This is a genomic window from Methanohalophilus portucalensis (assembly GCF_002761295.1).
GTDB classification, from domain to species: domain Archaea; phylum Halobacteriota; class Methanosarcinia; order Methanosarcinales; family Methanosarcinaceae; genus Methanohalophilus; species Methanohalophilus portucalensis.
The window spans coordinates 922,010-948,391 of sequence record NZ_CP017881.1; the positions used below are offsets into that span (position 1 = coordinate 922,010).

The 26,382-nt window shown below is 39.7% G+C and carries 25 protein-coding genes and 1 tRNA gene; 8 read left to right on the plus strand and 18 right to left on the minus strand.

Going from position 1 to position 26,382, the window contains the following annotated elements:
- Positions 1–102 precede the first annotated feature (102 nt).
- Together BKM01_RS04860 and BKM01_RS04865 are read right to left on the minus strand one after the other, a co-directional pair.
- Positions 103–1,383 (minus strand): ATP-grasp domain-containing protein, encoded by a 1,281-nt coding sequence (locus BKM01_RS04860; protein ID WP_072361027.1) that lies wholly within the window; start codon positions 1,381–1,383, stop codon positions 103–105.
- A 9-nt stretch (positions 1,384–1,392) separates the two neighbouring features.
- Positions 1,393–3,396, minus strand: a complete 2,004-nt coding sequence (locus BKM01_RS04865) for a CocE/NonD family hydrolase (protein ID WP_198926193.1) — start codon at positions 3,394–3,396, stop codon at positions 1,393–1,395.
- A 303-nt stretch (positions 3,397–3,699) separates the two neighbouring features.
- Between BKM01_RS04865 and ppsA the strand changes: the two genes are divergently transcribed.
- Complete coding sequence (gene ppsA, locus BKM01_RS04870) at positions 3,700–6,108, plus strand: phosphoenolpyruvate synthase (protein ID WP_072361024.1); 2,409 nt, start codon at positions 3,700–3,702, stop codon at positions 6,106–6,108.
- A 69-nt stretch (positions 6,109–6,177) separates the two neighbouring features.
- Here ppsA and BKM01_RS04875 read toward each other — a convergent pair whose 3' ends face one another.
- From BKM01_RS04875 to BKM01_RS04890, 4 genes are all read right to left on the minus strand, one after another.
- Entirely contained in the window at positions 6,178–7,200 is a 1,023-nt protein-coding gene (locus tag BKM01_RS04875) for a sensor histidine kinase (RefSeq protein ID WP_072361022.1), read from the minus strand.
- Positions 7,201–7,483: 283 nt separating this feature from the next.
- Positions 7,484–7,556, minus strand: a tRNA-Gln gene (locus BKM01_RS04880).
- 52 nt (positions 7,557–7,608) lie between these two features.
- Entirely contained in the window at positions 7,609–8,010 is a 402-nt protein-coding gene (locus BKM01_RS04885) for a hypothetical protein (RefSeq protein ID WP_072361019.1), read from the minus strand.
- Between the two features lie 10 nt (positions 8,011–8,020).
- Complete coding sequence (locus BKM01_RS04890) at positions 8,021–8,341, minus strand: DUF2551 domain-containing protein (RefSeq protein ID WP_072361016.1); 321 nt, start codon at positions 8,339–8,341, stop codon at positions 8,021–8,023.
- Between the two features lie 103 nt (positions 8,342–8,444).
- On the opposite strand from BKM01_RS04890, the gene BKM01_RS04895 reads away from it, so the two are divergent.
- Positions 8,445–8,939 carry a hypothetical protein gene (locus tag BKM01_RS04895; protein WP_072361013.1) on the plus strand — a complete coding sequence of 165 codons (495 nt, stop codon included), beginning with the start codon at positions 8,445–8,447 and terminating at the stop codon, positions 8,937–8,939.
- Positions 8,940–10,180: 1,241 nt separating this feature from the next.
- On the opposite strand, the gene BKM01_RS04900 is transcribed toward BKM01_RS04895, so the two are convergent.
- The 4 genes from BKM01_RS04900 to BKM01_RS04915 form a co-directional block, all read right to left on the minus strand.
- Positions 10,181–10,909, minus strand: coding sequence for an amino acid ABC transporter ATP-binding protein (locus BKM01_RS04900; RefSeq protein ID WP_269467115.1), 729 nt, complete (start codon positions 10,907–10,909; stop codon positions 10,181–10,183).
- The gene (locus tag BKM01_RS04905) at positions 10,887–11,582 is read right to left on the minus strand and encodes an amino acid ABC transporter permease (RefSeq protein ID WP_198926192.1); all 696 of its coding nucleotides are present in this window, start codon (positions 11,580–11,582) and stop codon (positions 10,887–10,889) included. Before BKM01_RS04905 ends, BKM01_RS04900 begins: the two co-directional genes overlap by 23 nt.
- Positions 11,583–11,635: 53 nt before the next feature.
- A complete protein-coding gene (locus tag BKM01_RS04910; protein ID WP_236953541.1) occupies positions 11,636–12,394 on the minus strand; it encodes a basic amino acid ABC transporter substrate-binding protein in 759 nt (252 codons plus the stop codon).
- A 228-nt stretch (positions 12,395–12,622) separates the two neighbouring features.
- On the minus strand, positions 12,623–13,105 hold the full coding sequence (locus BKM01_RS04915; protein WP_072361007.1) for a hypothetical protein: 483 nt from the start codon (positions 13,103–13,105) through the stop codon (positions 12,623–12,625).
- A gap of 129 nt (positions 13,106–13,234) precedes the next feature.
- Here BKM01_RS04915 and msrA point away from each other — a divergent pair, with 129 nt between their 5' ends.
- Together msrA and BKM01_RS04925 are read left to right on the plus strand one after the other, a co-directional pair.
- Positions 13,235–13,729: a peptide-methionine (S)-S-oxide reductase MsrA gene (msrA, locus tag BKM01_RS04920; RefSeq protein WP_233125708.1), complete on the plus strand. Its 495-nt coding sequence runs from the start codon at positions 13,235–13,237 to the stop codon at positions 13,727–13,729.
- A 2-nt stretch (positions 13,730–13,731) separates the two neighbouring features.
- On the plus strand, positions 13,732–14,247 hold the full coding sequence (locus BKM01_RS04925; RefSeq protein ID WP_072361004.1) for a DUF2115 domain-containing protein: 516 nt from the start codon (positions 13,732–13,734) through the stop codon (positions 14,245–14,247).
- Positions 14,248–14,254: 7 nt separating this feature from the next.
- Here BKM01_RS04925 and BKM01_RS04930 read toward each other — a convergent pair whose 3' ends face one another.
- Positions 14,255–14,434 (minus strand): hypothetical protein, encoded by a 180-nt coding sequence (locus BKM01_RS04930; protein ID WP_072361001.1) that lies wholly within the window; start codon positions 14,432–14,434, stop codon positions 14,255–14,257.
- A gap of 328 nt (positions 14,435–14,762) precedes the next feature.
- On the opposite strand from BKM01_RS04930, the gene BKM01_RS04935 reads away from it, so the two are divergent.
- Entirely contained in the window at positions 14,763–15,041 is a 279-nt protein-coding gene (locus tag BKM01_RS04935) for an ACT domain-containing protein (RefSeq protein ID WP_072360998.1), read from the plus strand.
- Between the two features lie 22 nt (positions 15,042–15,063).
- Positions 15,064–16,425 carry a PFL family protein gene (locus tag BKM01_RS04940; protein ID WP_072360995.1) on the plus strand — a complete coding sequence of 454 codons (1,362 nt, stop codon included), beginning with the start codon at positions 15,064–15,066 and terminating at the stop codon, positions 16,423–16,425.
- Here BKM01_RS04940 and BKM01_RS04945 read toward each other — a convergent pair.
- Positions 16,415–16,948, minus strand: a complete 534-nt coding sequence (locus BKM01_RS04945) for a shikimate kinase (protein ID WP_072360992.1) — start codon at positions 16,946–16,948, stop codon at positions 16,415–16,417. The two genes, BKM01_RS04940 and BKM01_RS04945, sit on opposite strands and share 11 nt — an antisense overlap.
- 144 nt (positions 16,949–17,092) lie before the next feature.
- On the opposite strand from BKM01_RS04945, the gene BKM01_RS04950 reads away from it, so the two are divergent.
- Together BKM01_RS04950 and BKM01_RS04955 are read left to right on the plus strand one after the other, a co-directional pair.
- Positions 17,093–17,314, plus strand: a complete 222-nt coding sequence (locus BKM01_RS04950; RefSeq protein ID WP_072360989.1) for a hypothetical protein — start codon at positions 17,093–17,095, stop codon at positions 17,312–17,314.
- Positions 17,315–17,474: 160 nt separating this feature from the next.
- On the plus strand, positions 17,475–18,617 hold the full coding sequence (locus BKM01_RS04955; RefSeq protein ID WP_072360987.1) for an MFS transporter: 1,143 nt from the start codon (positions 17,475–17,477) through the stop codon (positions 18,615–18,617).
- 34 nt (positions 18,618–18,651) lie between these two features.
- Here BKM01_RS04955 and BKM01_RS04960 read toward each other — a convergent pair whose 3' ends face one another.
- The 6 genes from BKM01_RS04960 to mtaB (BKM01_RS04985) form a co-directional block, all read right to left on the minus strand.
- Entirely contained in the window at positions 18,652–20,577 is a 1,926-nt protein-coding gene (locus BKM01_RS04960; RefSeq protein WP_072360984.1) for a hydantoinase/oxoprolinase family protein, read from the minus strand.
- On the minus strand, positions 20,574–21,452 hold the full coding sequence (locus BKM01_RS04965) for a cation diffusion facilitator family transporter (protein ID WP_072360981.1): 879 nt from the start codon (positions 21,450–21,452) through the stop codon (positions 20,574–20,576). The genes BKM01_RS04960 and BKM01_RS04965 overlap by 4 nt, the downstream gene beginning before the upstream one ends.
- Positions 21,453–21,500: 48 nt before the next feature.
- Complete coding sequence (locus BKM01_RS04970) at positions 21,501–22,097, minus strand: acetate uptake transporter (RefSeq protein ID WP_072360978.1); 597 nt, start codon at positions 22,095–22,097, stop codon at positions 21,501–21,503.
- Positions 22,098–22,323: 226 nt separating this feature from the next.
- A complete protein-coding gene (gene mtaB / locus BKM01_RS04975) occupies positions 22,324–23,706 on the minus strand; it encodes a methanol--corrinoid protein co-methyltransferase MtaB (protein WP_072361293.1) in 1,383 nt (460 codons plus the stop codon).
- Between the two features lie 13 nt (positions 23,707–23,719).
- The gene (mtaC, locus tag BKM01_RS04980) at positions 23,720–24,490 is read right to left on the minus strand and encodes a methanol--corrinoid protein MtaC (protein ID WP_072360975.1); all 771 of its coding nucleotides are present in this window, start codon (positions 24,488–24,490) and stop codon (positions 23,720–23,722) included.
- Between the two features lie 496 nt (positions 24,491–24,986).
- A complete protein-coding gene (gene mtaB / locus BKM01_RS04985) occupies positions 24,987–26,372 on the minus strand; it encodes a methanol--corrinoid protein co-methyltransferase MtaB (protein WP_072361290.1) in 1,386 nt (461 codons plus the stop codon).
- Between the last annotated feature and the right edge of the window lie 10 nt (positions 26,373–26,382).

Below are 26,382 nucleotides of genomic sequence, written 5' to 3' on the forward strand. Positions count from 1 at the left end.
CTGATGCTTAAAAAGTTATTTGTTATGGCTGGATTGGGAGCTTAAACAGAATACACTGCCCTGCTCCCTGATTTACTAATAAGTATATATTTTTTAAAATTATTAGAAATCCTTCTTTATACTGAAAGTTATCATTTCAATAACCCTGTCATATTTATCCACAAGTTCAGACCGCTTATCTGCTCCTATGAAAATATCTGCAAGTTCATAGCTATAACTGTCCTGCAACTCCATTTTTGCTAGTTGTTGTCCCTCTCTAACCAGTACTTTGACTATTGTACCCGGCATTTTATTCATAACAGACGCAATTTCCTCATCTGACGGAACTGCAACCACTTTACCGGAATCAAATGTCCTGAGCATGAATTTTGCTGCGTACCGGAATTTGCCCTTATTACCCAGAGGTTTTGGTTTTTCGCCAAGGGCAAGTTGTAGCATGATTTGATGATGTGAAACACCATGGACCTTTTCAAAAAGGTCAGCATGGGACTGGGATATCCTTGTGTTTATTTCCAGTAGATATACCTGTTTATGGAAGGGGTCATAAAAAAATTCAACATTGAAAGCTGAATTATCAAATCCAATGGATCTTATGAAACGTTTGCAAACCTTCATCATTTTTTTCTGGACCCATTTTGGTAATGATGAAGGATATTCATAACGTGAGAATGAAGAAAAATGCTGGTCTCTGACAGAATCCACAACACCATACACCTTTACTTTTCCATTGTACACATATCCTTCCAGAGTACATTGCCTTCCATAAAGAGGTGTTTCTGCGATACAGCTCTCTTTCATTTGAGTTATATCTTCAGGAAGATTCTGGTCCTGTAAAAGTTGCATAAACGGTTTGTGAATGAAATCAATACTTTCACGTATTTCTTCCAGTGTTGCCTCGAATTGTCCGCGGTTTTCTATTTCGAAAGCAAGAAATGAACGGAATGACCTGAAAGGCTTTATCCAGAAAGGAAAAGGCATATTTATAGAATCAAATATATCTTCATCGAAAGGATCAAAGGCATAGAATGCGGGTATGTGTTTTGAGATTACTTTTTGCTGCTCTAGGCGGCTCCAGTACTTGTGTTCACATTTAAGGACACTTTCAAAACTGGGGCCCGGTAAGCCCATTCTTGATGCCAGAATTGGAACCATGTCCTGTGCAGGGAAATCAAAATATGTAATTACACCGGCTGGTCCACCTTCAACAGCCCTCATTCTGTTTTCAGCAACTGATAACAGTTTTTCCACATCAAATTTATCCACATGCCGCATCTCATCAATGTCAATAGCTGAATGAAATACACATCCTTCGGCGGCCGGCACTTTTTCAAGTTTTTCTAGGTTGAAGGAATCCATTCCTACAACAAAAATATTTTTCTTCATTTATATCCCTCACATCATATCACGTGGGATCAAATCATCCCAACTTTTGCTAAAAATTCGAGTATCACCCTCATATGCATCAAGGATTGCCCGAATTTGAAAATGAGTCGGTGTGGATGTAAGTACTGTTCTTGTCAGGGTTTTAATCTTCCAATTTCCACGCGCCAGACTTCTTGTACTTTCCACTTCTCCTCTTACTGTATTGTAATTGTTATTCAAATAAGAATAAACTTCAGTTGTTTCTTTTCCAATTTCCAGATTGATATCATCCAGCCGTAAGAAGGCATCATTATTGATAATCTGTTGTTTCACTTCATTTGTTGCAAGATTATGTTGAACTGTCCATTCTCTCTTTGCAGGCTCCAGAAGTGTGGAGTGAATTGGTTCTGATAAGACCGGTTTTCCTATATCTGATAATTTATCATCTTCTTTGTTTTTTGGTCTTACAGGTAGTATGAGTTTACCCTTGCTCTTTATACTCAAAGCTGCAGGTTCAGGACTTGGCCACGCAAACGGCCAGTACGAAGTTGAAAGCGACAGGCGTATTTTATTGCCCGCGGGAAAATTTTGTGCCACGTAATTCATTTTTATAGAAATCCTGTACGTATTACCAACTTCAAGCACAGCAGGGTTTTCATTACCATCCCTGTGTGCAAGGTTAAGAAGTCCATAAGTAACTCTTGTGGAGGTTCCTTCCCGGCATACGTCGTTTAGGCGCAGGGCAATCATAGCTATAGGCTGGTCTGATTGTAATTCGAGTTCTACTTCCGGAGACCCAAGTATTTCAATATCTTCCTCTAATTCAGGTGTGTCAAAAACAAGGGCTCCTCCATCTTCTTCGCTCTGGTCATGGGGAAGGTCGGTTGACTCTGAGTAGGAGTACCATTTACCTGCAAAAAGTCCGACACTTAAGGGACTTCTGATCCTCATATCTTCATTTTTGATTTCATCTTCTTCAAGATGTATCCTACCTTGCGATAAGCAAAATTCTTGATTTTCAATCTTAGAAGAAGGCCAATTGTTTTCTGCTATCCACTTGCCAGGAGAACTTGAAATCAGGGGGGAGACACTATCCTGCATCCAGAGGCGTAACATGGGTTCTTCATCTACTCCATTATCGATCTTTTTAAGCCATCTATCCCACCAGCGTGTAGCTTCTCTTAAAAAGTCAATTCCAACCCCCTTTCCCCCGAAATTAGGATATTTATGACCCCATCCTCCGACAAGGGCCTTGCGTGGGACCTGCAGGTTTTCCATGAGCCTGAATACAGTGTTGGAATATCCGTCCGCCCACCCACTTACTGCAAAAACAGGGCAGGAAATCGCTTCATAATTTTCTGCAACTGAAGCATGTTTCCAGTATTCATCTCTTCTCTGGTGCTGAAGCCATTTCTTAAGCCACAGACCGCTTCCTTCCAGTCTGTCCAGCCACATCTCTTTCCATTTATCCCCTACAATAGCAGGGTCTGGTGGAAGAGAGTTATAGGAAAACATTGTTGAGGCCCATGAAAGGTTGTCCGTTAACATGCAACCTCCCATGTAATGGACATCATCTGCATAACGGTCATCGGATGATGAAACTGTAATTATCGCTTTTAGATGGGGTGTATCCTTTGCTGCTATCTGAAGAGCATTGAAACCACCCCAGGAAATACCTATCATTCCTACATTACCAGTGCACCAGGGTTGCGAGGCGATCCATTCGATGATCTCGGCACCATCATCGAGTTCCTGAGGCAGGTATTCATCTTCCAGTACCCCATCTGAATCCCCGCTGCCACGCATGTCCACTCTTATAGCAGCGTAACCATTTTGGGCAAAATATCTATGTATTTTGGAATCACGAATCGCTTTGAAATCACGTTTCCTGTAGGGAATATATTCAAGAACAGCAGGTACGGGCTTTTCTTCTGCACCTTCTGGTAACCATATTTTGGCTGCAAGTTTGCAGCCATCAGGCATGATTATCCATTCATTTTCAATTTCTCTGAATGTGGTATTACTGTCGTACACCTTTTCTCTCCTCTTGATGTATAGTTGGCTAGCCACCGGGCTAACTCAATAAAAAATGCTTTACAGGATTAATTCCTTCTAAGCAGAAACACGTCATAGCAACCATTTATGCCTGTGGTTAACCAGTATGAAATTAATTTGGCCCCCAGATAATTTAACCTCATAACTTCCTTACCTATTTGTTCTTAATCGCTATTAAAAGTATCGCAGTTTGTTCAATTATGGATTTTTAGTACTCACAGGAACACATAATACTTTCCGGAATCATATAACCAACTAATTGAAAATAGTAGTGGGGTTACAATGAGCAATAACAAATACATACGATGGTTTGAAGAGATTACGATTGATGATGTGTCCCTGGTGGGAGGGAAAAATGCATCGCTGGGTGAAATGTACAGGGAACTTACGGATAAGGATATTCGAATTCCTAACGGTTTTGCTATCACTGCTGAGGCCTACTGGCATGTGCTGAATTCAGCAGGTGTGCTGGAAGACCTACGAAGGATTCTGGATGAATTGGACACGAAGAATCTCAGTAACCTTGCTGATATAGGCAAAAGGGCACGGCACAAAATCCTGGATGCACCAATTCCTGAAGATCTATGGGATGAAATTAAAACTGCATACGATAAACTGTGTGAACAGTATGGTGCAGATACCGATGTTGCAGTACGCAGTTCAGCCACTGCTGAAGACCTGCCAAATGCATCTTTTGCAGGCCAGCAGGAAACTTATCTCAATATCCATGGCTATCACTCCCTGAATGATGCATGCAGCCGCTGTTTTGCCTCTTTGTTCACCGACCGGGCCATTTCCTACAGGATAAATAACAAATTCGACCATTTTGATGTGGGTCTGTCGATTGGAATCATGAAAATGGTGCGTTCTGACCTTGCATCAAGCGGAGTGATGTTCACCATCGATACAGAAACTGGCTTTGAGGATGTAGTCTTTATCACCGGATCATATGGGTTAGGTGAAAATATCGTACAGGGATTGGTAAATCCGGATGAGTTCTACGTATTCAAGCCGACCCTTGAAGAAGGCTATAAACCCATTATCCGAAAAAAAGTCGGCAGCAAAGAGATTAAGATGATCTATGGCCGGGGCGATTCCAGAGTACTTACGCGTAATGTGGATGTCCCTGAAAGTGACAGGAAAGGCTTCTGTATCAACAATGAGGAGGTACTGCAGCTTGCCAGGTATGCTGTCACGATTGAAAAACACTATTCTGCGAAATCGAACAAGGCAATGCCTATGGATATAGAATGGGCAAAGGATGGTGATACAGGAAAATTATTCATCGTTCAGGCAAGACCGGAAACAGTACAATCCCAGAAAAGGAAGGATGTGCTTGAAACCTATTACATGGATGAAAAAGGCAAGGTGCTTGTCACAGGCAGAAGTGTTGGGTCCAGGATATCCTCGGGCAGGGTGCAGGTTATCAAAGATGTCTCTGGTTTATCTTCCTTCAAACGCGGGGAAATTCTGGTGGCAGATACGACCACTCCGGATTGGGAACCTGTGATGAAAAATGCGGCAGCTATTATTACCAACAAAGGGGGCAGGACCTGTCATGCAGCTATTGTCAGTCGTGAACTTGATATTCCCGCGGTTGTAGGGGCGGATGACAGCACAGAAATCCTTGAAACGGGTAGTCAAGTTACGGTAAGCTGTGCTGAAGGGGACACAGGCAGGGTCTATGAAGGCCAACTTGCATTCCATAAGGAAACCACAGAGTTGGAAGATGTCAGCAAGACCCAAACAGAAATAATGATGAATCTGGGAAACCCTGAAGAGGCTTTTGCACTGTCCCGGGTACCCAATGATGGAATCGGGTTGGCCCGACTTGAGTTTATCATAAACAGTTATATAGGAATTCATCCGATGGCGCTAGTTCATACGGAAAAAATCAAAGATCACGATGCAGTCAATCAGATTGAAAAATTGACACAGGGTTATTCTGATAAAGGGGATTACTTTGTGGAAAGGCTTGCTGAAGGTGTCGCGACAATCACAGCTGCATTCTACCCAAAGCCAGTAGTTGTACGTATGAGCGATTTCAAATCCAATGAATATGCAACCCTGCTTGGTGGAGAAGCTTTTGAGTTAAAAGAAAATAATCCCATGCTTGGTTTCCGGGGAGCTTCGCGTTATTATGATGAAAGGTACAGGGAAGGATTTGCCCTTGAATGCAGGGCGATGAAAAAGGTTAGGGATGGAATGGGGCTTACCAACCTTATTCTGATGATTCCTTTCTGCAGACGTGTGGAGGAAGCCCGCAAAGTTATCGAAGAAATGGATAAACACGGCCTTAAAAAGGGTGAAAATGACCTTCAGGTATATATGATGTGTGAAATTCCAAGTAATGCACTCCTGATCGATGAATTCAGCAAATACTTCGATGGTTTTTCGATCGGGTCCAATGATCTGACACAACTAACATTGGGAGTAGATCGGGATTCAGAGATCCTGGCTTCAACCTTTGATGAGAGGGATGAGGCTGTAAAAGAGATTGTATCCATGGCAATAAAAGGTGCAAAACGAAACAATAAGCACAGCGGGATCTGCGGTCAGGCTCCAAGTGATTTCCCGGAATTTGCTGAATTCCTTGTCCAGGAGGGTATTGATTCAATTTCCTTGAATCCGGATTCGATACTCAAAATATATCTCAAGGTGATGGAAACCGAGAAAAGTATTGGGAAGTGAAAACATTTCAGCAACCTTTTCCAGGGTTGCTATCATTACTTTTTAGGTCAGATATGATTTTTCCTGTATTCAGAAGTGTATCGTAAAAGTAGTACCTTCAGATGTGTTCAGGTCTATTGTGCCATCTATCTGGGCAACAAGATTTGTTACAAGTTGAAGACCAAGGGATTCTGAATTTTTGAAATCTATTTCTTTGGGAAAATCACCACTGTCATGCACAATTAGGCTATAATCATTATTTTTCTTGGCGAAATGAATTTCGATTCCACCATCCTGTCCTTCATTAAAAGCATGTTGCAGGGCATTGGAAACCAGCTCATTGATTATGATTCCAAGGGGTACGGCCCTGTCCATCTCAAGATGGACTTTATCCACATTGACTTTTACAATTACTTTGTTAGTATCAAGATCATAGGAATGTATAAGATATTCCATAAGCTCATTAACATAATCCAAAAAGTCGAGGGTTTTGCAGTCGCAGGACTGGTATAACTTTTCATGTATAAGGGCTATAGAACGCACCCTGTTTTCACTTTGTTTGAAAGCTTCGACTACTTTATTGGGATTATAATTTGTCGATTCAAGATACAGCAGTCCGGAGACTACCTGCAGATTGTTCTTTATTCTGTGGTGAATCTCTTTTATCCTCATATCTTCAAATTCACGGAGGGACCTTTCGGCACTTTCCCGTTCAGCAATTTCCTTCTGTAGTTGCTGGTTGGCAAGGGTTAGTTCAGAAGTACGTTTTTCTACGATTTCTTCCAGGTTCTTGCGGTAATTGCTGAGTTCTTTTTCTACACGCATCAGTTCGATAGCGTCTCCTATCCTTTCCGCCAGGGCATCAATAAGATTGCGTTCTTCCCTGAGGAAAGGACCCTCATATGCATGTGGTTTTTCTTCAAGATAAAAAACCTCGAGACAACCTGCATTTTCGTTTTGAACGATTAGTGGGGCGGCCTGTTTCCACCGGCTCTCCTGAAAATGCGGACTTGTAAATGTATTTTCTTTCAAGGCAATCCTTGAGCAAGATATGTACGGGTATTGCCATGCAGAAGGAATGAAGTCCACTATTTCCTGTAAAATTGTATCCAAATTGCGTCCCCTTTCGACAATTCTGGATATCTGGTAGAGGCAGTCTAGTTCCTTGACCCGCTCTTCCAGATCATGTGTCCGCTTTCTTAATGCAGCTTCGACACATTTTGTATTCGGTTTATTCTCCGTATTCTTAATGTTATTGCCTCCAACATATCGTATATTGGAGATTACTTAAGTATCATTAATATTTCAGTATCTATTGTATATATTTATATGTTGCACTTACGATTAGTTATATGGCAATAAAACAAATACTTAAAAATCTAGCAAAAAAAGTTAGTAGCCCGGCACGGATTCGAACCGAGGTTGCAGGATCCAGAGTCCCACATGATTGACCACTACACTACCGGGCTGCTACGAAAACGTATCCTACATTGGATATTTAGTATATAAAATTATCGGGATTTATAATTCATCCGGGTCTTTATTTAATATAGCAGTAGACCACCAGTTGGCCATATCTATAAGATCTTTACTGAACTGACTAGATAAACGGTATTCCTTATTCTTATTAGAAATGAGTCCCGCGCCAAGTAATTTGTTGCGCATTGCATAGAAAGATGCTCGACCAACGTCCAGATCTTTCATTATTGATTCCCATTCACTTGTTTTAACAGCATTGCCACTCTTTTGGCGTTCTTCGATTATAGTCAGAAATTGCTGTCCGCGCCGTGCAGTAGCATCTTCCTGAAAAAGCCTGCGCATGAGGCTATAATAGGGATCCCTGGAGTGGGTAATCCGAGATCCTGAATCAGAACGTATTATGAGGGTTGTGGATGTACGTGGAGCATCCTTTATTGCTACCATGAATAATCATTCATGTAGATGGTTTTTCTCGCGCGGTAATGGCATTCTGTATCAAGTCTACATACTCTTCTTTTAGTGAGTATGTTGTAGGTGTCTTGTATGACTCCTTATGGGATCTCAGAATACCCAACTTTGAATGTATATAACCAACCATAGAGGCCACTACACTTCTGGATGCGTCGAACTGCTTGTTGATCTTTTCGTGAAGATCATCAACCGTAAACTGTTTTACGTTGAGAAGAATAGATAGTATATGGGTACGCAGTCCGCTCACGTCAAGTTCTACGAACTTTTTGAGACGGTTTTTTATTTTAGATCTAATAGCTTTCATAGAATTACCCCTATCTATGTATTAATTCATATATATACAATCAAACTATTTATATGTTTGTAAAGTAATGTTGTTTCTGTAACCTTAATAGAGGCCTAATATAATGAAAGTTTCTTTTGATAAATCAACCTTGCGCTATTCACTGCCAAATAAGTTATTGTGCATAGATGATAATAGATTAATTCCTCCTTTTGAAGAAGAGGAAAATGAAATGGGTGTATGCAGTGAGTGTGCAGGTCCGTTGTTTTCCTTCACTTATCACAATTTTCAGGATTATACGGCAGTAGTATGTCGCTGTGGTGATTGTTCTCTTTTAAGGATAATTCTTTTTGATCCTGCATGGGAATGGGTTGGGGAGTACCCGGTGTCAATTATCGATGACGCCTCACAAAACAGTGTCAATTTAATTGAAAGTAAATCTATATCAGATATTGAAAACATTGCAGCAGTAAAACTGGAAACTGTTTTTTCGCCCAGGGAAATTGAAGCTATGATTCAAAAATCAAAGGGTGAAAACTATGTTCGCCAGTATCTCTATAATGCAAGAAAAAAATACTCGCTGTTCAATGAATTATTTGGTTATTATCTGGAGATTTAAATCTCACTTTTTGCTAACTCATTCCTGACAAAATATTTTCTTTTATGTTAGTTGTTAAATTTATGGTGATGTTGGGTTGGCCTACATTGAAATTATTTTGAGATTGTTTGGTAGAATAATATACAGTTAATTTTATAATATGTAATATTTTTTAATTACTAAAACTCATCCATTTTAGGTAATGTTTTTTAATGACATTGATTGTTTTTTAATGACATTGATTGTTTTTTAATGAAGATAACTTATTATATTTGTTACTTATGCGTTTAATAAATTTAATATGTTTTCTTTTAAAACAACTTGAATTTTATTATTATGTATATCTTGTGAAGTGGGTTGTAATTTAGTGAGTTTGGCACATTAAATATTGTATAGATGATTTTGAGTATATTACATATAATATATGAATGGAATATTGTTTTTTGATAAATATGCGTTTCTTCTATTTTTTTGTGCACTAAATGGGGAGGTAGTGGAGTGAACCTACTGTATTCTTATAGTAGTTGTAATAAATGAACTAACTGAATCTATGCATTATACCAGGTTGGAGAAATCATTCATATATATTATATGAATAAACGGAGTTTTAGGTTCTGGCATATAATTTAGCCTGAAAGATCTCCATTCTAATAAGATAATAGAAATATTATTTTTGTGGCATGCCCCTAGTCACAATGGTGGAAAAGATATCTATAAGTTATATGGTATTTTTTGTCCATTGGGTGTATAGGTAGTGCATAATAAAAGTAAATATAAATATAGCCTTATAATTTAATTATTTACTATTGTTTGTATATGTTCTTCCGATTCTTAATTCAAGGTTGAGATAAGGCAGGAAATTCTGCTATGTTTTTTATATCTTTTTTGACTCAATACCTATAGGAGTATTGACTCAATTAAGTATACATAAATATACTATTATAATATTCATCTACTTTCTTACATCTCACTTTTTCGTGATTGGCTCGTATATACTACATTTTTTAAAATGAGAATTACAGGCTTTGTTTGTAATAAAGTGCGTACACAATACGCAATTGGACATATTATAAAATATATTTTTTAGTATATATAATATAGTGTGGTATAAGGATTTAATTTGTATTTCAAAGTATAGATACTGTATAATATACTTTTTTTAAAACATATCACAATAAGCATATTAACACATATATTATTCAAAGTATATTTTTAAAGTACAATTTAAATAATAATAACAAATACCGAATAAAAAAAGAAAGTTACAAAACCTTACTGAGGAAAGATTTTGTCCTTTCATGGCGAGTATTTGTGAAAAGGTCCTCAGGACTACCTTCTTCCACTATCAAGCCATCGTCCATGAAGAAGACCCTATCAGCTACTTCTCTTGCAAAACCCATTTCATGCGTGACGACAACCATGGTCATACCTTCTTTTGCAAGGTCCCGGATGACAGCCAGTACTTCCCCCACCATTTCAGGGTCCAATGCAGAAGTGGGTTCATCAAATAACATCACTTTCGGATGCATTGCAAGGGCCCTTGCAATTGCCACTCTCTGTTTCTGGCCGCCTGAAAGGGAGGCTGGATAAGCATTTGCTTTGTCCTTTAATCCAACTTTCGTGAGGAGTTCCATCGCACGGGTATTTGCTTTCTCTTCATTCATACCCCTCACAATAATGGGAGAAAGTGAGACATTCTTCAGCACCGTCATATGGGGAAAGAGGTTAAAGTGCTGGAATACCATTCCTACTTCCTCACGAATGCTATTTATGTCAGTTGAGGAGGCAGTAATTAATTCTCCATCTATCCATACTTCCCCTGAAGTAGGCACTTCAAGTAGATTGAGGCAGCGCAAAAAAGTACTTTTGCCTGAACCAGATGGTCCTATTACACAAACGACTTCTGATTGTTCTATTTCAGCAGAGATTCCTCTGAGAACCTCATTGTTCCCAAAACTTTTATGGAGATCAGTTACGTGAATCAGATACACCAAGCCTCCTTTCAAGATAATCGATCAGTTTGGATATGGATAGGGTAAGCACTAGATATACAAGAGCCACTCCAATATAAACTGGGAATGATGCAAAAGTTGTTGCTATATACAAACGGCCACTCTGCAGAAGTTCCGGTACACCAATGATTGCCAGAAGTGAGGAATCCTTCAGAAGAACAATGAATTCATTTCCCATCGGAGGGAGGATATTTTTAAATGCCTGGGGCAGTATGATCTTTTTCATTGATTGACTGTGAGTCATACCAAGAGACCGGGCTGCTTCCATTTGTCCCCTGTCCACCGATTGGATTCCTGCACGCACAATCTCTGCAACATAGGCACCACTGTTTATACTACAGACAAATACGCCTGCCAGAATTGGGTCTATACGCAGTGGCTGGCCTGTCATGCTACTTATCAATCCAGGTATTCCGTAATAGAACAGCAGGATCTGGACAAGCAAGGGGGTTCCCCGGATAACATCAATATATGTCATCGATGGCCATCGCAATGCTTTTCGGGAAGACATCTTCCCCAGAGCCACAAATATGCCAATAATTGTCCCAAAAAAGACTGAAAGTGAGGTAACTTCGATGGTGATAAGAGCGCCCTGTAACAAACTTGGCATTACAGCAACAATGTGGCCTACATAGGATTCAAGAATGCTCACAACATCACCTATTATAAGAAAAGCAGCATACCAAATGCTGCTTCAGTAGAATTTCAGCTGAAATACTCTGCCTGGATTTCGTCATAGGTGCCGTCTTCTTCGACATTTTGCAATCCGTTATTTATCATGGTAAGAAGTTCCTCATTGCCACTTCTTACTGCGAAACCATATGACTCACTGGTTAGCTGATCATTGATTATCTTGATCTGCCCATCCTGCTGGATCATATAGGACTCTGTCACGGGCAGATCGTTGATAACAACATCTACGCCACCATTGATGAGTTCCATCATGACAACATTAACGGCGCCAAATTCCTTTACTTCACTCAGGACGCCTGCATCTTTGAGTTCATTGGCCTTGGCTGCGCCTGTGGATCCAAGCTGTACTGCCGCGGTTTTGCCCTGAAGGTCATCCATACTGGAAATATCATCATTGTCTGATGCAACGGCTACAGCCAATCCTGCATTGATGTAAGGCTCACTGAAATCTACTTCCTTTTCCCTCTCATCGGTAATTGTCATACCCGAAGCTATTATGTCGATGTTACCACTTGAAAGAGCAGGAATTAAGGCGTCAAATCCGACATGCTGAACTTCCACATTGAAACCCTGGTCTTCACCAATTGCCTTTATGAGGTCAATATCAAAACCAACAATTTCGCCAGAGTCGTCAGTCATTTCAAATGGAGGAAAAGTGGGTTCGGTACCTACGACATAAGTAGGCATTTCTTCTACAGACGTTTCTTCCTGGTTATCACTACATCCTGAAACTGCCAGAATAGAAAAGACAACCACAGCTATCATTAGCATTTTTAAAAGATTTTTCATCTCTTATCCGTCCTATATTGTATACTGGGACATATGCAATATGCATACAATTGCATATTTAGACAGTATTATTTATTGAGTAACTCAGGTTAGCATATGTCTGATAAAAATCTTCCTATTTAATGCGTACCAACAGGCAGACTTATGCTCCTGTGATGAAAAAATCTCTTAAATTGCAATGAAAGTAGAAGAAATAAAGTTAAAATAAAATCAATTCAAAGTGGAAGCCACTCTTCGTTTATACCTGATATCCATAACTCCATGGCTGCAACTTATCGACTCACTATCAGGATCAACGCTTGCAGGCAGAGTTACGTGTTGTGTCTCAGTACGGCCTGCGTCCGGGAAATGGACCGAAATGTCTACTTCATTGTGACGTGAATTAATTGATACAAGGTCTTCGTCAACTTTAACGTCAACTGTCACGTAAACATCATCGTCGGTCTTAAATGTTTCAACCAGGGGAGTTTGGTCTTTTACAAAAACATCCTCTGGTGTTTCCTCTTCTGGCGGTGACTGTTCATTGAATTGATCATTATTCATAGGGTTATGAGCAATGGAAAAACCATATACGAAAGGCTTATTGTCATTACCTTCTCTCATCTTTTCAAAAACATACTGAAGAAGGTCTTCGATGTCTTCGAAAGAATTGTTTTCGTCTCTATTGTTGTCATCTTTTTTGCGATCATTCATGTTCTCTACCTCCCCGTTGTAGTAAAAAAAGATTGTTCGAACATATGCGAACATAGTATATAAACCATTCCCTAGAGATATTGAATAATTATATCTGGCAGAAAACCAATAAGATTATGGGGATTATAAATGAGTTTGAAATCTATGGAAAAAGCGACATTTGCTGCCGGATGCTTTTGGGGAATAGAGGCAGCATTCAGGGAAGTTGAAGGCGTTATTAGCACAAGGGTTGGTTACACGGGAGGGAGTACACCCAATCCCTCATATAAGGAAGTTTGTACCGGGCGTACAGGCCACGCTGAAGCTGTTGAGATTACTTACGATCCACAAATTGTAAGTTATGAACAAATGCTGGAAATTTTCTGGAATATTCATGATCCTACAACATCTAATCGGCAGGGGCCGGATATTGGAACACAATATCGCTCTGCTATATTCTATCATGACAAAAAACAAAAGGAAACCGCTTTGAGTTGCCTTCATAAGTTACAGGAATCAGGCAAATACAAGACTATAGTTACAGAAATCGAGCCTGTTTCTGAATTTTATCCTGCAGAAGATTATCATCAGCAATATTTCGAAAAAATGGGAATATGTAGTTCTGGGAAATGCGGCTGGAAATAAGTATGATCTGCGACCATTTAGACAATGAACAAGAATTAATTTCCAATCTAAAGAAGAAGGCAAACCGGTTTACTCCTTCAGATTTTATGAAAATAAGGTCTCTTATGTTGCAAAGTACTGAAAACCTCCCTCCAAAATACAGGCAGATATATGGAGAGGAGTTATTCAGGCATCTTTATGAAACCATAGAGGAGATAAAAAGATACAATGCAACCACTCAACTCTCAACTTTTGATAGGGAAGATTGCCTGGAACTAATTCAGCGTATAGATTTAATGCAGGAAGAAGATAATGAAAAAAACAGGTTGTTCGCAGATCTGGCCAAATTAACTTCAATATATCTCATATTTGTTGCGGGTAAACCCCTCCACCCTTTAAACATGGAATTCCCCGGAGGTCGCAAAATCGCAAAAAAAGATAATGAGTATTATTGTCCCGCGAAAAACAAACAAAAAGATGTGGAAATTGCATTATGCAAATTTTGCATATGCAAAGATATGGATGAAATGGGAGAGTGAAGATCACTCAGATATTTGCTTCATCAACAAGCCTTTTGAAGAAAGCATCAGAAGCTCCCTGCCCGTCCAGAGGTCCACAGAACTTGATTAATTCCCAACCTTCATTGCCCATTTCATTTAATTCGTCTTTGGTTTTACTCCAATCATCAGTTCTTATTGGTTTTATATCATATTCCCAGCAAGGCATGTATTAATCACCTTTTTATCTTGTAGCTGAAAGTTGCAACTGCATCATATATAACACTTATTAAAAATTGTTTTTTATAATTAAACAAGTAAACTTAAGTAAACTGGCCAATCTACAATAGGTCATTTTAAGAATTAAATTTTTTGACTATTAAGTTCTTTTAGTTTTGTATTCTATTCAATCCAAATATTATTTTACTTTTAGTTCCTTTAAATTTATACATTTATTAATTCGCCATGTAACTTGATGCATTATTAGATATTGATGCATTATTAAATATGATGAAATCGTAGTTCCACCGTATTCTACATATCGAGGAGAACTGATTATGACATCCACACGTTTTGTTATCACTGTAATTGGAATAGACAAAGTCGGGATAGTAGCACATATAACAAATATACTGGCCCAATTCGAGGTGAACATTGTGGATATAAGCCAGACTATTATGGAAGATCTGTTCACCATGATAATGCTAACAGAGTCAAAAGAAAAGGGATTTGACCTTAATGCGTTCCAGAATGCAATAAATGCTGCTGGAGATGAACTTGGTGTTGAGATCCAGGTACAGAAAGACGATGTATTCCGTTTCATGCACCGTATCTGAATTCCCAAAAGAGGTGGTATAAATGTTCATTCATCCTGAAGAAATAATGGAAACCATTCATATGATTTCCAGCATGAACCTTGACATACGAACTGTCACAATGGGAATCAACCTGCGAGATTGTGCTCATCCTGATATTGAGACTTTCAATGACAACATTCACGAGAAAATGACACGTTGCGCCAGCAAACTGGTTGATGTTGCAGACGAAGTCGAACAAATGTATGGCATACCCATAATCAATAAACGTATATCTGTTACACCAATTGCCACAATTGCAGAAACATTCACACAGGAAGAGATAGTTTCCATTGCAAAGACTCTTGACAGAGCAGCCAATGAAATCGGAGTTGATTTCATAGGTGGTTTCACCGCTCTTGTCCATAAAGGAATGACAGATGGTGACAGAAGGCTTATTAATGCAATCCCTGAGGCTCTTGCAGTTACGGAAAAGGTTTGTTCTTCTGTTAATGTAGCAACTACGAAAGCCGGCATAAACATGAATGCTGTGAAGCTTATGGGAAAAGTGATTAAAGAAACTGCAGACCTTACCAGGGACAGGGAAGGTATTGGCTGTGCTAAACTAGTAGTTTTTGCAAATGCCCCGGAAGATAATCCTTTTATGGCTGGTGCTTTTCACGGAGTCGGCGAGGCTGATTGCGTCATAAATGTTGGTGTTAGCGGTCCTGGTGTTGTAAATTCTGCTATAAGGGATCTGGATAATCCTGACCTTGGAGAAATTGCTGAGTGTATAAAGAAAACCGCCTTTAAAATCACAAGAATGGGAGAGATGACCGGCAGGGAAGTGTCCCGCAGACTGGAAGCTGATTTTGGAGTGGTGGACCTCTCACTTGCACCCACGCCTGAAGTTGGTGATAGTGTAGCAGCTATCCTTGAGGCAATGGGGCTGGAAAGCTGTGGCACCCACGGAACCACAGCTGCTCTTGCATTGTTGAATGATGCGGTGAAGAAAGGCGGTGCAATGGCATCATCTTCTGTAGGCGGACTAAGTGGGGCTTTTATACCTGTAAGTGAGGATGCAGGAATGATAGAAGCTGTGAAACGTGGTTCACTGAAACTGGATAAGCTCGAAGCAATGACATCTGTATGTTCGGTGGGATTGGATATGATTGCAGTTCCCGGAGACACTTCAGCCTCTACGATTTCGGCAATTATGGCCGATGAAATGGCTATAGGAATGATAAACAGAAAAACAACAGCAGTGCGCATCATTCCTGCACCGGGCAAAAAGACAGGAGATATGGTTGAGTACGGAGGATTGCTTGGAAGCTGTCCGGTCATGCCTGTCCACAAATTCAGTTCTGAAGAGTTTGTTAAAAAGGCAGGGCGTATCCCGGCACCAATACAGGCACTCACAAACTGAAAGTGTCAAAAGTGGAATTACAGAGTTCTTTACTCTTTTCCACAATATCGTCTACCACTTTCTTTTTGTTTGCCATTCCATTGATGTCAACAACAATATCTGCATATTTCCGGTACAATTGCCATCTTTCCAAATACAATTTCTTAATTCCTTTTTCCCGGAAACCCACAATCCCCCTTTTCCAGGGATGGGATATTCTTTTTCTTATATTGGGAAAGGTATCATCAAGAAGTATAATCAAAGATTTTTCAGAAAGGATTTCCATTGCAGCTTCCGAATAAATTGCACTACCACCTGTAGAAATCACTATTTTATCCTCTAAATCCAAATCTAGTATGGCATCCTCTTCAACTTTGATAAAAGCTGAATCTCCTTTTTCGTCAAGATAATCCTGTAAAGGTCCGCCTATTCTCTGCTTGATAAGGTCATCCACATCAACAAATTTATAGCCTAAATGGGAGGCAAGGAGTTTCCCAATAGTGCTTTTTCCGACACCGGCCATTCCAATTAGGGTAATGATCATAAATATCACTTGGTTTTATTAGGGGATAAATGCAATGTCTGCAAATTAATGAATGTTTAATAATTAAAAATTTTAATTCATCGGTTAGGTATATACGTTATAGTATCATAATTATTTTCGGGTCTATTCTAGGGAGGTTTCAATATGAGTGAACTAAGTAAAGAGACTATAGTTTCGGAAATGATGGAAACAAACGAAAAAAACCCGGTGGGTCACGCTTTAAAGATGTTGACAGACTTCAGTGTGGAAACAAAGAGAGGAACCGTAAACGGCAAAGCGGGAGATTATATCGTCAAACGTAATAACGGGACCGTTTCTGTACTTAAATCTTCGATGTTCTTCCGAAAATACCGAGTCCTGCGTTGACAAAGGGCTTATTAATCTAACTTTTTTCGAACACATTCTGGCCATTTTGAATATTCATTTTTCTGAGAATTTCTATTTGTTATAATATTTTCAGATGGCAATAGCAACTGTTATTAATATACTCCTCCATTGTGCAGTCAGTTCAACAGGCGGTAGATGGATGGAAAAAGGTAGGTTACTTGTTTATTTATCTATATTTACTATAATGGGATTGTCCAATGCAGTGATACCTATTCTTCCTGAACTTGCAGGACTTGGATCTGGAAATCATGCAGTCGAATTGTCAAGTCTTCTTTTTTCTGCCTACTTTATAGGAGCTCTGCTTACGATGCTGCCATTTGGAATACTGGCAGAGAGATATGGCTTTATGAGATTTGTGACAATAAGCCTGGTGCTAACCTTTTTTTCAGGAGTTATAATGCTTTATACCAATGATATTCACCTGCTGATCCTTGCAAGATTGATGGAAGGGACTGCTTGTGGTGCATTTTTCCCTGCGGCATTTTCTTATCTTGGTTCATTCAACAAGAGAAAACAGTATATGGGAGAATTTAATTTCCTATTAAATGCAGGACTTGCTGCAGGTGTTGCTTTAAGTGGTCTTTTGGCTACCATGGGCTTAAAGTATGGTATCATGGCTTTTACAGTTATATCTTTCTTGACCCTTATTGCGGGGATGGGATACCTGTACAAAAATGGCCGGGATAAAGAAAAATTGCAGTCTCCAATTATTGCTGAAATCCGACAAAAGATCTTCACAACTTCAGGATTTCTGGTAGACAAATCTTATACGGGCATATGGATAATAGTTTTTGTACTGATAGGTACCAATGGTGTATTACTTGCTTTGTATCCTGATTACAGTACAGGCATGCTTTCCAAAGCCGAACTGGGAATTGCCATTGCTGTAAGCTATGTCAGCACAATGATATCTTCCATTTGGATATCACATACATCCATGGAATCAAAAAAAATGATCAATATGGGCATTGTGATAGCAGCTTCAGGAACTCTGGCGACGATATGGTTGCCCTTTGTAGGATTTGCGTTACTGGGATCCGGTTCGGGACTTGCAATGGTCGGATTGCCAACACTGCTGGCATCCATGAGTAAGAACAAAGGTATCACAATGGGTCTCTATAGCACTTATACTTATGGAGGTCTTGCAATAATGCCTATATTTGCAGGAGCCCTGTCGGGATTTGTAGGACTGGAAATAATATTTGCGATTTTTGCGATTCTCCTTTTCCTGACCCTTTTTGTTAATTATAAAATGAGGTTAAATAAAACTTACATAAGTTAAAAGATATTTTTCCCATTGATACGACATTCTAAAATTAAAGAGGGGATGTACCTATTCCCATAATTGTCAATTGTGTTTCCATGGGAGGATGTTTCCACCCTTCAGGAATCACTTTCTTTTCCTTTATATTGAAAGATATCTGATCTTTTTTGATACCACAACTTTTCATATATTCAAACAGTACATTTTTGCCGTTATCTATGGAATAATCATAGGCTTGCGTGTAAGTTTGGAAACTCTTTCTTCCATTTTGGGAAAAAACAAGGAAATCCTGGTCGGGTTCGGATAAGGATACAGGCCTTATAAGGTATTCAAGCCTTTTGATTCCTTTACCATATAGAGCTCCAATTGCATTTCCTACATCTGCATGGTCGGGGAGAATGATGTCAGCGTCCACAATATTCCCAAGTGATTTTACATAGGGGGCTACAGGGCCACCAATAAGAACTACAGGCGATTTCATTTTAAAAGTAGCAGGATAATTACCAGTTAGGGTTTCCATTATACTCTCTTTTTCGATATTTGGGAGGGCGAAGCATATAAGGTCATATGCCATATTGAGAGCAAATTTTTCTTTCAGTACTTCACATATTTCAAATTTGCTGCTAAAAGCAAATCTTGCAAGAATGTCAGCCCCGATCGATGCGGCTTCCACATTCCATTGTTCATAATCTCCCAGTACATGTAATACATCTGTCGGAGTAAAACCTATAACCCTTATGAATCGTTTGCCTATAAGTAAGTCCAGCATATTTGATGAAATATGGCTCCTGGTGAGGGATGTCAGTTCCCTGTAAGACATCGGTTCACTACCAAGTACATCAAGTATTTTTCTTTCGTTGTCTGTTAACTCATGTTTGCCATAGCCATTTTTAACGAAAAATCTGGCTGGTTGGATATTTTCATCAAAAAGATCCCTTTGTGGATTAGAAGCATTTTTTAATTTCGATATGAATCCCGGGTACATTTCTGCTGCAACACACAGAGGAATTAAGCGCCTGGGTCCTATGAAAAGTTCTCCTTTACGCGTCCAGATTCCACTATCCCCCCCCATTGCCGAGGTCTCCATATGAATTGCACGTACTCTGGTTTTCCATCCTCCTACAATTCCACCAGACTCACTTAGTTCAGGGACCCCCTTTGAAATGGATGAAATATCAGTACTTGTGCCCCCAACATCTATTGTGACACAGGTGTGCCTCCCGCTTAAATGAGAAGCTCCGATAAGACTTGCAGCTGGTCCTGAAAATACGGTTTCTATAGGTTTTTTGAGTGCATCCTCGATACCTGTTACAGAGCCATCACATTTAAGCATCAAGAGCCTGGCACTTATCCCTCTTCTTCTGATATCTTTGATTATAGTTTCAATAAATTGCTTTATTACAGGAATAAGCCGTGCATTCAGTGTAGCCGTTACAGCTCTTTCATAAGCTCCTATATCCTGGGAGAGTTCATGACCACAAACAACTGGCATATCAACAATTGATTGAATCAATTCTCTTGTTTTTATTTCGTGATCCGGATTACGGATGCTGAAATGTGATGAAATTGCAAATGCAGATACTTTATCCTTTACATCCTCAACAAAGGACTCGATGGGCTTAACATCAAGTTCTTGCATTTCCAGGCCTTTGTGATCATGTCCACCTTTTGCATGAAATATATGCTGGGAAGGAAAACCTTCGCTTTCGCTTCCATGCTCCCCAATCAGTATAAGTGCTACGGGATAGCCGGTATTTTCAAGGACCGTGTTTGTGGCAAGGGTTGTAGAGACAGAAACGACCGCAATATCTTCAAGATATTGAAAATCAAGACCATCAATTGAATTTTCGATACCTTCAAGTAAATCAGGATATGTTGTAAGTGCTTTGTTTGAACTGACTACTTTTCCTGAATTGTTTTCGATGATGACCACATCAGTATAAGTTCCACCGGCATCTATGCCCAGGCTATATTTCATATAAAGTCTCCCTTCTTTTTTCCAGGTTCAATATGTACAGTAACATCCCTGACTGATGAATAACTTGCTTTTAAGGACGATTCTATTTGTTCAACAATTGGTTTGGTCTGGATGATCTTTATTTTTGGATCCATACATACATGCAGGTCAACATAAAGGTCGGAATCTGTTCCATGTGCCCTTACATTGTGACATTCACTGGCCCCATCTATTGAGTTTACAAGATTGCATATTTGCTTTTCATCCAGGCTAAATGTGTCACTCAAAAAACTGCTACTTTCCCATATTACAGAAAGGGTTTCTTTTACCAAAAATGAAAAGAAAAAGATTGAAAGGACAACATCCAGGAAAAAATATCCATGTTCAATACCTACCAGACCTATTAATGTAATAATGGTTAAACCCACTTCTTTTTTGATATTGTCAGAACTATTATATTTTTTTTCTTCCTGCAAGGGGAATTGAATCTTTTTCATGGAATAAATTAACAGAAGATAAAATGTGACAGAAAGCAGGACTATAATGTATCCGGAAATATCAATAACCGGAACTTTCTGATAACTATATTTGCCTATAAGTGAATGGCCTATTAAAATTAAAGAAATTATTCCAATTCCAAGAGCTACCAAAAACTGACCCATTTTTACATATTTAGAATAACCATAAGGGTGCAGGGAATTAGGTGAAAGGGAAGTAACATAAAAACTACCGGCAATAAATACGATTGAAAATCCTCTCAACAGTGAATAATATCCACTGGTCTCCAGGTAGATTATATCATAAAAATATCCATACAATATCTTTGGTATGGAAATTAAAAAAATCAGGAAAACAAATATGAAAAAATATTTTTCCAGCAATGTTTTCCTGCACATTTCCATTCCTCCAAAATAAATGACATAAATATATCCATATATTTTGTTTTAAATACCTGGAGCCACAGGTTTCTCACAAATTTCATTCAGTACCATAGCAAGAGCTGCATATAGTGAACCAAATCCGAGTAGGAGTCCATCGATACCTGCAATAACAAGTAAACCGGTCATTCCTGTAGCATTGATAATTGCAAGCAGGATGAACAGGATGAACAGGGTAAGGAACACAAATTGTATGACTCTGCTGCCGTTGCACATTTTCAAGGTACCTATGAGCATCACAAAGGTGTAAACACCCCATATGAAGAGATAGGCAGCCATTGACATTGGTTCAGCTGCAGCAGCCCATCCAAGAGACTGCAAAATAATCAGTCCTGCAAGTGAGAACCAGAAAAGCCCGAATGCATTAAAAGCAGTTCCGGCAAATACATCTCCTTTCTTCCATGCCATTATCCCTGCAAACACCTGGGCAAATCCACCCAAAAATATTGCCATTGAGACTATCATTGAATCCAGTGGGAATAAACCTACATATGTCAAACTTAGCAAAACTGCTGAAAGCCCAAGACCAGTGAAACCAAGTGGTGCCGGGTTGGCCGTTGTATCGGCTACTTCGGCTTTCACCATTTCAATATTTCCTTCCATAAATATCACCTCTATCATTTGAATTAATAGATCGATACAGACTAAAAGTTACAATAACTCACAAGTAATTTAAACTAAAAAAATAGGAGTAAAGGGAGGTTGTAAGTATTGCATTGCTTTTATATCTCCTCCTTGTTGCTAGCTACGCTATATAGAAGATTACAAGGTGATTGGGGCTGTAGACCCCATAAAGGAGTCCACAGCTAAACGTCTGTATGTTTGCCGTTCAGAGACCGTAGTTCTCCGGCCTGAATACCTTGACTTCCTTTTTGTATTGTTCAAGGGAGTCGCTGAGGAACTTATCTGAGTCATCAGTAAGCCCGGCCAGAGCCTCACTTGCATCTGCAAGTGCATTCTTTTCGAATCTGGTCATCTGTAGTTTGGGATCTGCATTTTCAAGCAGGTTTACACACTCTACAGCAGCGTTCTTTGCACGCAGATAGATATCATCTGAATCTTTGACAATTGCTTCACCGACCTTGTAGGCATTGTCATAGGCCAGGATGTATCCCTGAGGGTCCCTGTACTTGTCGGAGAGAACCATCATGTCCCTGAGGTTCTTGGATTGACCTGTCTGGAGAGAGACATTCATCAGTGCACAGTCATATGCAAGGGATTCACTCCAGCACTGTACAGTTGTACCACCGAATTCACCGTGATATTCTACGGATTCATTGGACCAGAGGTCACAGCACTGCATTACAAGGTTACCCATTACATCGGAGTGGGCGCATGTGGAAGATTTACCTTCCTGAGCAATCGGGACACCTGCAATTGATTTTACAATGGTGTTCTCGTAACCACAGTCTTTACCAGGACCAACTGCACCTGCTTCATATGCAGCAAGAGTACGTGGTGCGGATATAGCCCTAGCAATTATTGCAAGGGTGTGGGCCAGGTTCTTGTCAAGGAGTCCACCTGCAATGAACATTGCAGTGTTTGCCTGTGCACAGTCAGTATCACCAGCTGCGACGACATTGTTCTTCTTGGCAACTTTCGCAATGTCCTGCCAGATGTATTCCATATCCATAGTACCCAGGCAACCAATTGCAAAAAGCATACCCGGCACATCATTTCTTAGAATTGCACGGTCAAAGACTTCTTTACCACCCATAGTTTCGATGGATAAGAGATCTGCACCGTTTGATGCAACTTCTTCAAAGGATTCCATAAGGGTGTTGTATTTTTCTCCCCTCAACTGCAGATAATCACGGTCTTCACGAATGTCACCAGGAGTGTGTCTCAGAGCGCATTTGATGCCGTATTCATCATGGTAATCTTCCATAATGGCTTTCTGTGCATTTGCGACCTCTCCACCCCAGGTTGGGTTATTGGTCATCTGCTGAACGTGCTCTGTCTCCAGTACAACTGCCGGGAAACCTACCTGGACCATCCTTTCCATTATGTCACGGGTAATACGCTCATATTCCTTTACAAGTTTCTCTTTGGTCTCACCGGCTTCTGGCCTTGGTGCATAGTTTACTTCAGGTGTGGTGTAACCGGCACCAATCTCTAAGTCCAGCCCTGCTTTTACAGGATTGGGAGAGTTTCCAAAAATCATATCGTCTGCGCTGGCATATGCCATCTTGGTGTATCTGTTTACTGTCATTTTGCTCACCTCTTCAGTGTTGATGGAATTGTTCCTTGAGTTTGCCAAGATCTGCGCCTGCAAGAATTGCCTCTGCCATCTTTGGTGCATCGGCAGCCTCTTCTCCATATACTCCAAGCTCATAGGTAGATACGAAGTCCTGATTTACTGCACCGCCTCCACACTGGAATGGAACTTTAATACCTGCTTCAAGAAGCCTGTCATTAACAGCCTTGAATGCATACATTGTGGTGGTCATCAAAGCAGTTCCTGTCACCATCATTGGTTTTTCCTTCTTGACAGATTCAATTACTTCGTCTACCGGTACATCACGTCCAAGATCCACTACATCGAAACCATTTGCTCTCAGGAGGGCTGATACAATGGATTTACCGATGTCATGGACGTCACCTTCTGCAACATGGCATACGATCTTTCCTTTGGATACAGGTGGTTCCTTGGCCTGGGATTTACAGTAATCAATACCATCAAGCATTGCATCTGCAGACATCATTACATTTGGCAGGAAAATTATACCTTCATCGTAGAGTTTAGTTACTACTCCCATTCCCACCATCAGGGCATCATCGATTAAGGCAATTGGATCCTTACCGGCATCAATTGCTTTCTTAAGGCCCTCTACTGTGTCATCTTCTTCGCCTTCATAAATTGATTCTGCAATAGGGCGAATCAGCTCGTCTTTTGGATAAAGTTCTGCTGCCGCGTCATCCGGCGTCATTGCTTTTTCCATTTTGACGTTATACCTTTCCAGAATTTCACTGGGGTCTAAGTCCAAACTGGTCATTCTACACTTCCTTCCATATTTGTTTCAAATATATTCAGGGTCAATGCCTGATGGCGATTGGCCCAACTCCAATCTATTGTGAGGTTTAATCAAACCTCATATTCAAGTGTGATTTTATTATATATAAACATTTTTATTGCTCACTACTAATATATAAAAATTGCCCATTGTTTTTCATTATTGTCTATATATTTATACAGTAAGAAAAGTGTCTATTGATTGCTTTTTTTCGAGCATATTCACATAAATTTAAAAAATAAATATTATTAGTTGCAATAATACTTATATATTATAATAAAAAAGGCTGTCTAAATAGACAATATAAATAAATACTTACAATCAAATGCATACAAAAAATAATTATAACTATACACAATTTGCAGCATAGCGTTTTTTAGAAATGTATCGCGAAATATAAATTATAAAATAATAGATAGAAATAACTATATATATGAGAAGTCTGAAAAAGCAAAATTAGTAGTTAAAATTATAGAAATTAAAGGCCATAATTTGATGGGTTAAAAGTATCCACTTCAGATGAATAGGTATGCAGGCAATTACAAATAAAAGATTCCATATTTTCGTCTAATGATTTCAGGTCATTTTGGGCTTTTTTTATTGTAGCTTTTTCAAACTTGGATAACTCCAGGAATCCTTCGGAACCACTTTCTATTAATTCACAAGCTTTCATGCCTGCCTCTTTTGCCCTAAGATACAAATCATCCGGATGGGCAGTTATTACTTCACCAATACGATACGCATTATCATACGATAGTATGAATGCCTGTGGATCCCTGTATCTGTCCGAAACCATTAGCACATCACGCAGGGTTTTACCAACTCCGGCTTCCAATGCCGTATTCATCATGCTGCAATCATAAGAAAGAGTTTCTCCCCAACATTGTACAGTGGTTCCTCCAAAATCTCCCCGATATTCCACAGATTCATTGGACCAGAGATCGCAACACTGCATGGCCATGTTGCCCATTAGATCTGAGTGGGCGCATGTAGAACCTTTGCCTTCCTGGGAAATGGGGTAACCGGTAATTGCCTTAATAATATTGTTCTCATAACCGCAATCCTTACCCGGACCAACTGCACCTGCTTCATATGCAGCAAGGGATCTTGATGCAGAAATTGCCCTTACAACAGATGCCGCACTATGGGATAATTTGAAGTCAAGCAGTCCCCCTGCAACAAACATTGCAGTGTTTGCCTGTGCACAGGCCGTATCGCCCGCAGGTACTACTTTATTTTTCTTTGCAATATTGCAGATATCCTTCCATATATATTCAACATCGAAAGCGCCAAGTATACCAACTGAAAAGATAACTCCCCGCATGTCATTCCTCAGGATAGAATGATCAAATACTTCTTTGCCTCCAAGGGATTCAATCGACAACATATCCGCTCCTGAAGAAGCGACTTGCTCAAAGGATTCAAGAATCCGGGAATAAGCATCTCCTCGCAGATCAATGCTTTCCCTATTTCCCCGGATATCACCCACTGTATGCCTCAGGGCACATTTGATACCATATTCATCATGGTACTCTTCCATGATTGCTTTTTGAGCAGTTGCAATATCAGCCCCCCATTCAGGGTTATGTGTCATCTGTTGCACATGTTCGGTTTCAAGTACGACTGATGGGAAGCCAACCTGGACCATCCTTTCCATTATGTCACGGGTAATACGCTCGTATTCATTTACAAGTGTTGCCTTATTTTCAGCCGCACCCGGACGGGGAGCATAATTGATTTCAGCAGTGGTATATCCAGCACCAATTTCCAGATCAAGACCGGTTTTCACAGGATATTTTGAGTGGCCAAAAAGCAGGTCTTCAAAATTGTCATATTCCATGGAAGAATAATGTTTAACAGACACAATATGGGTC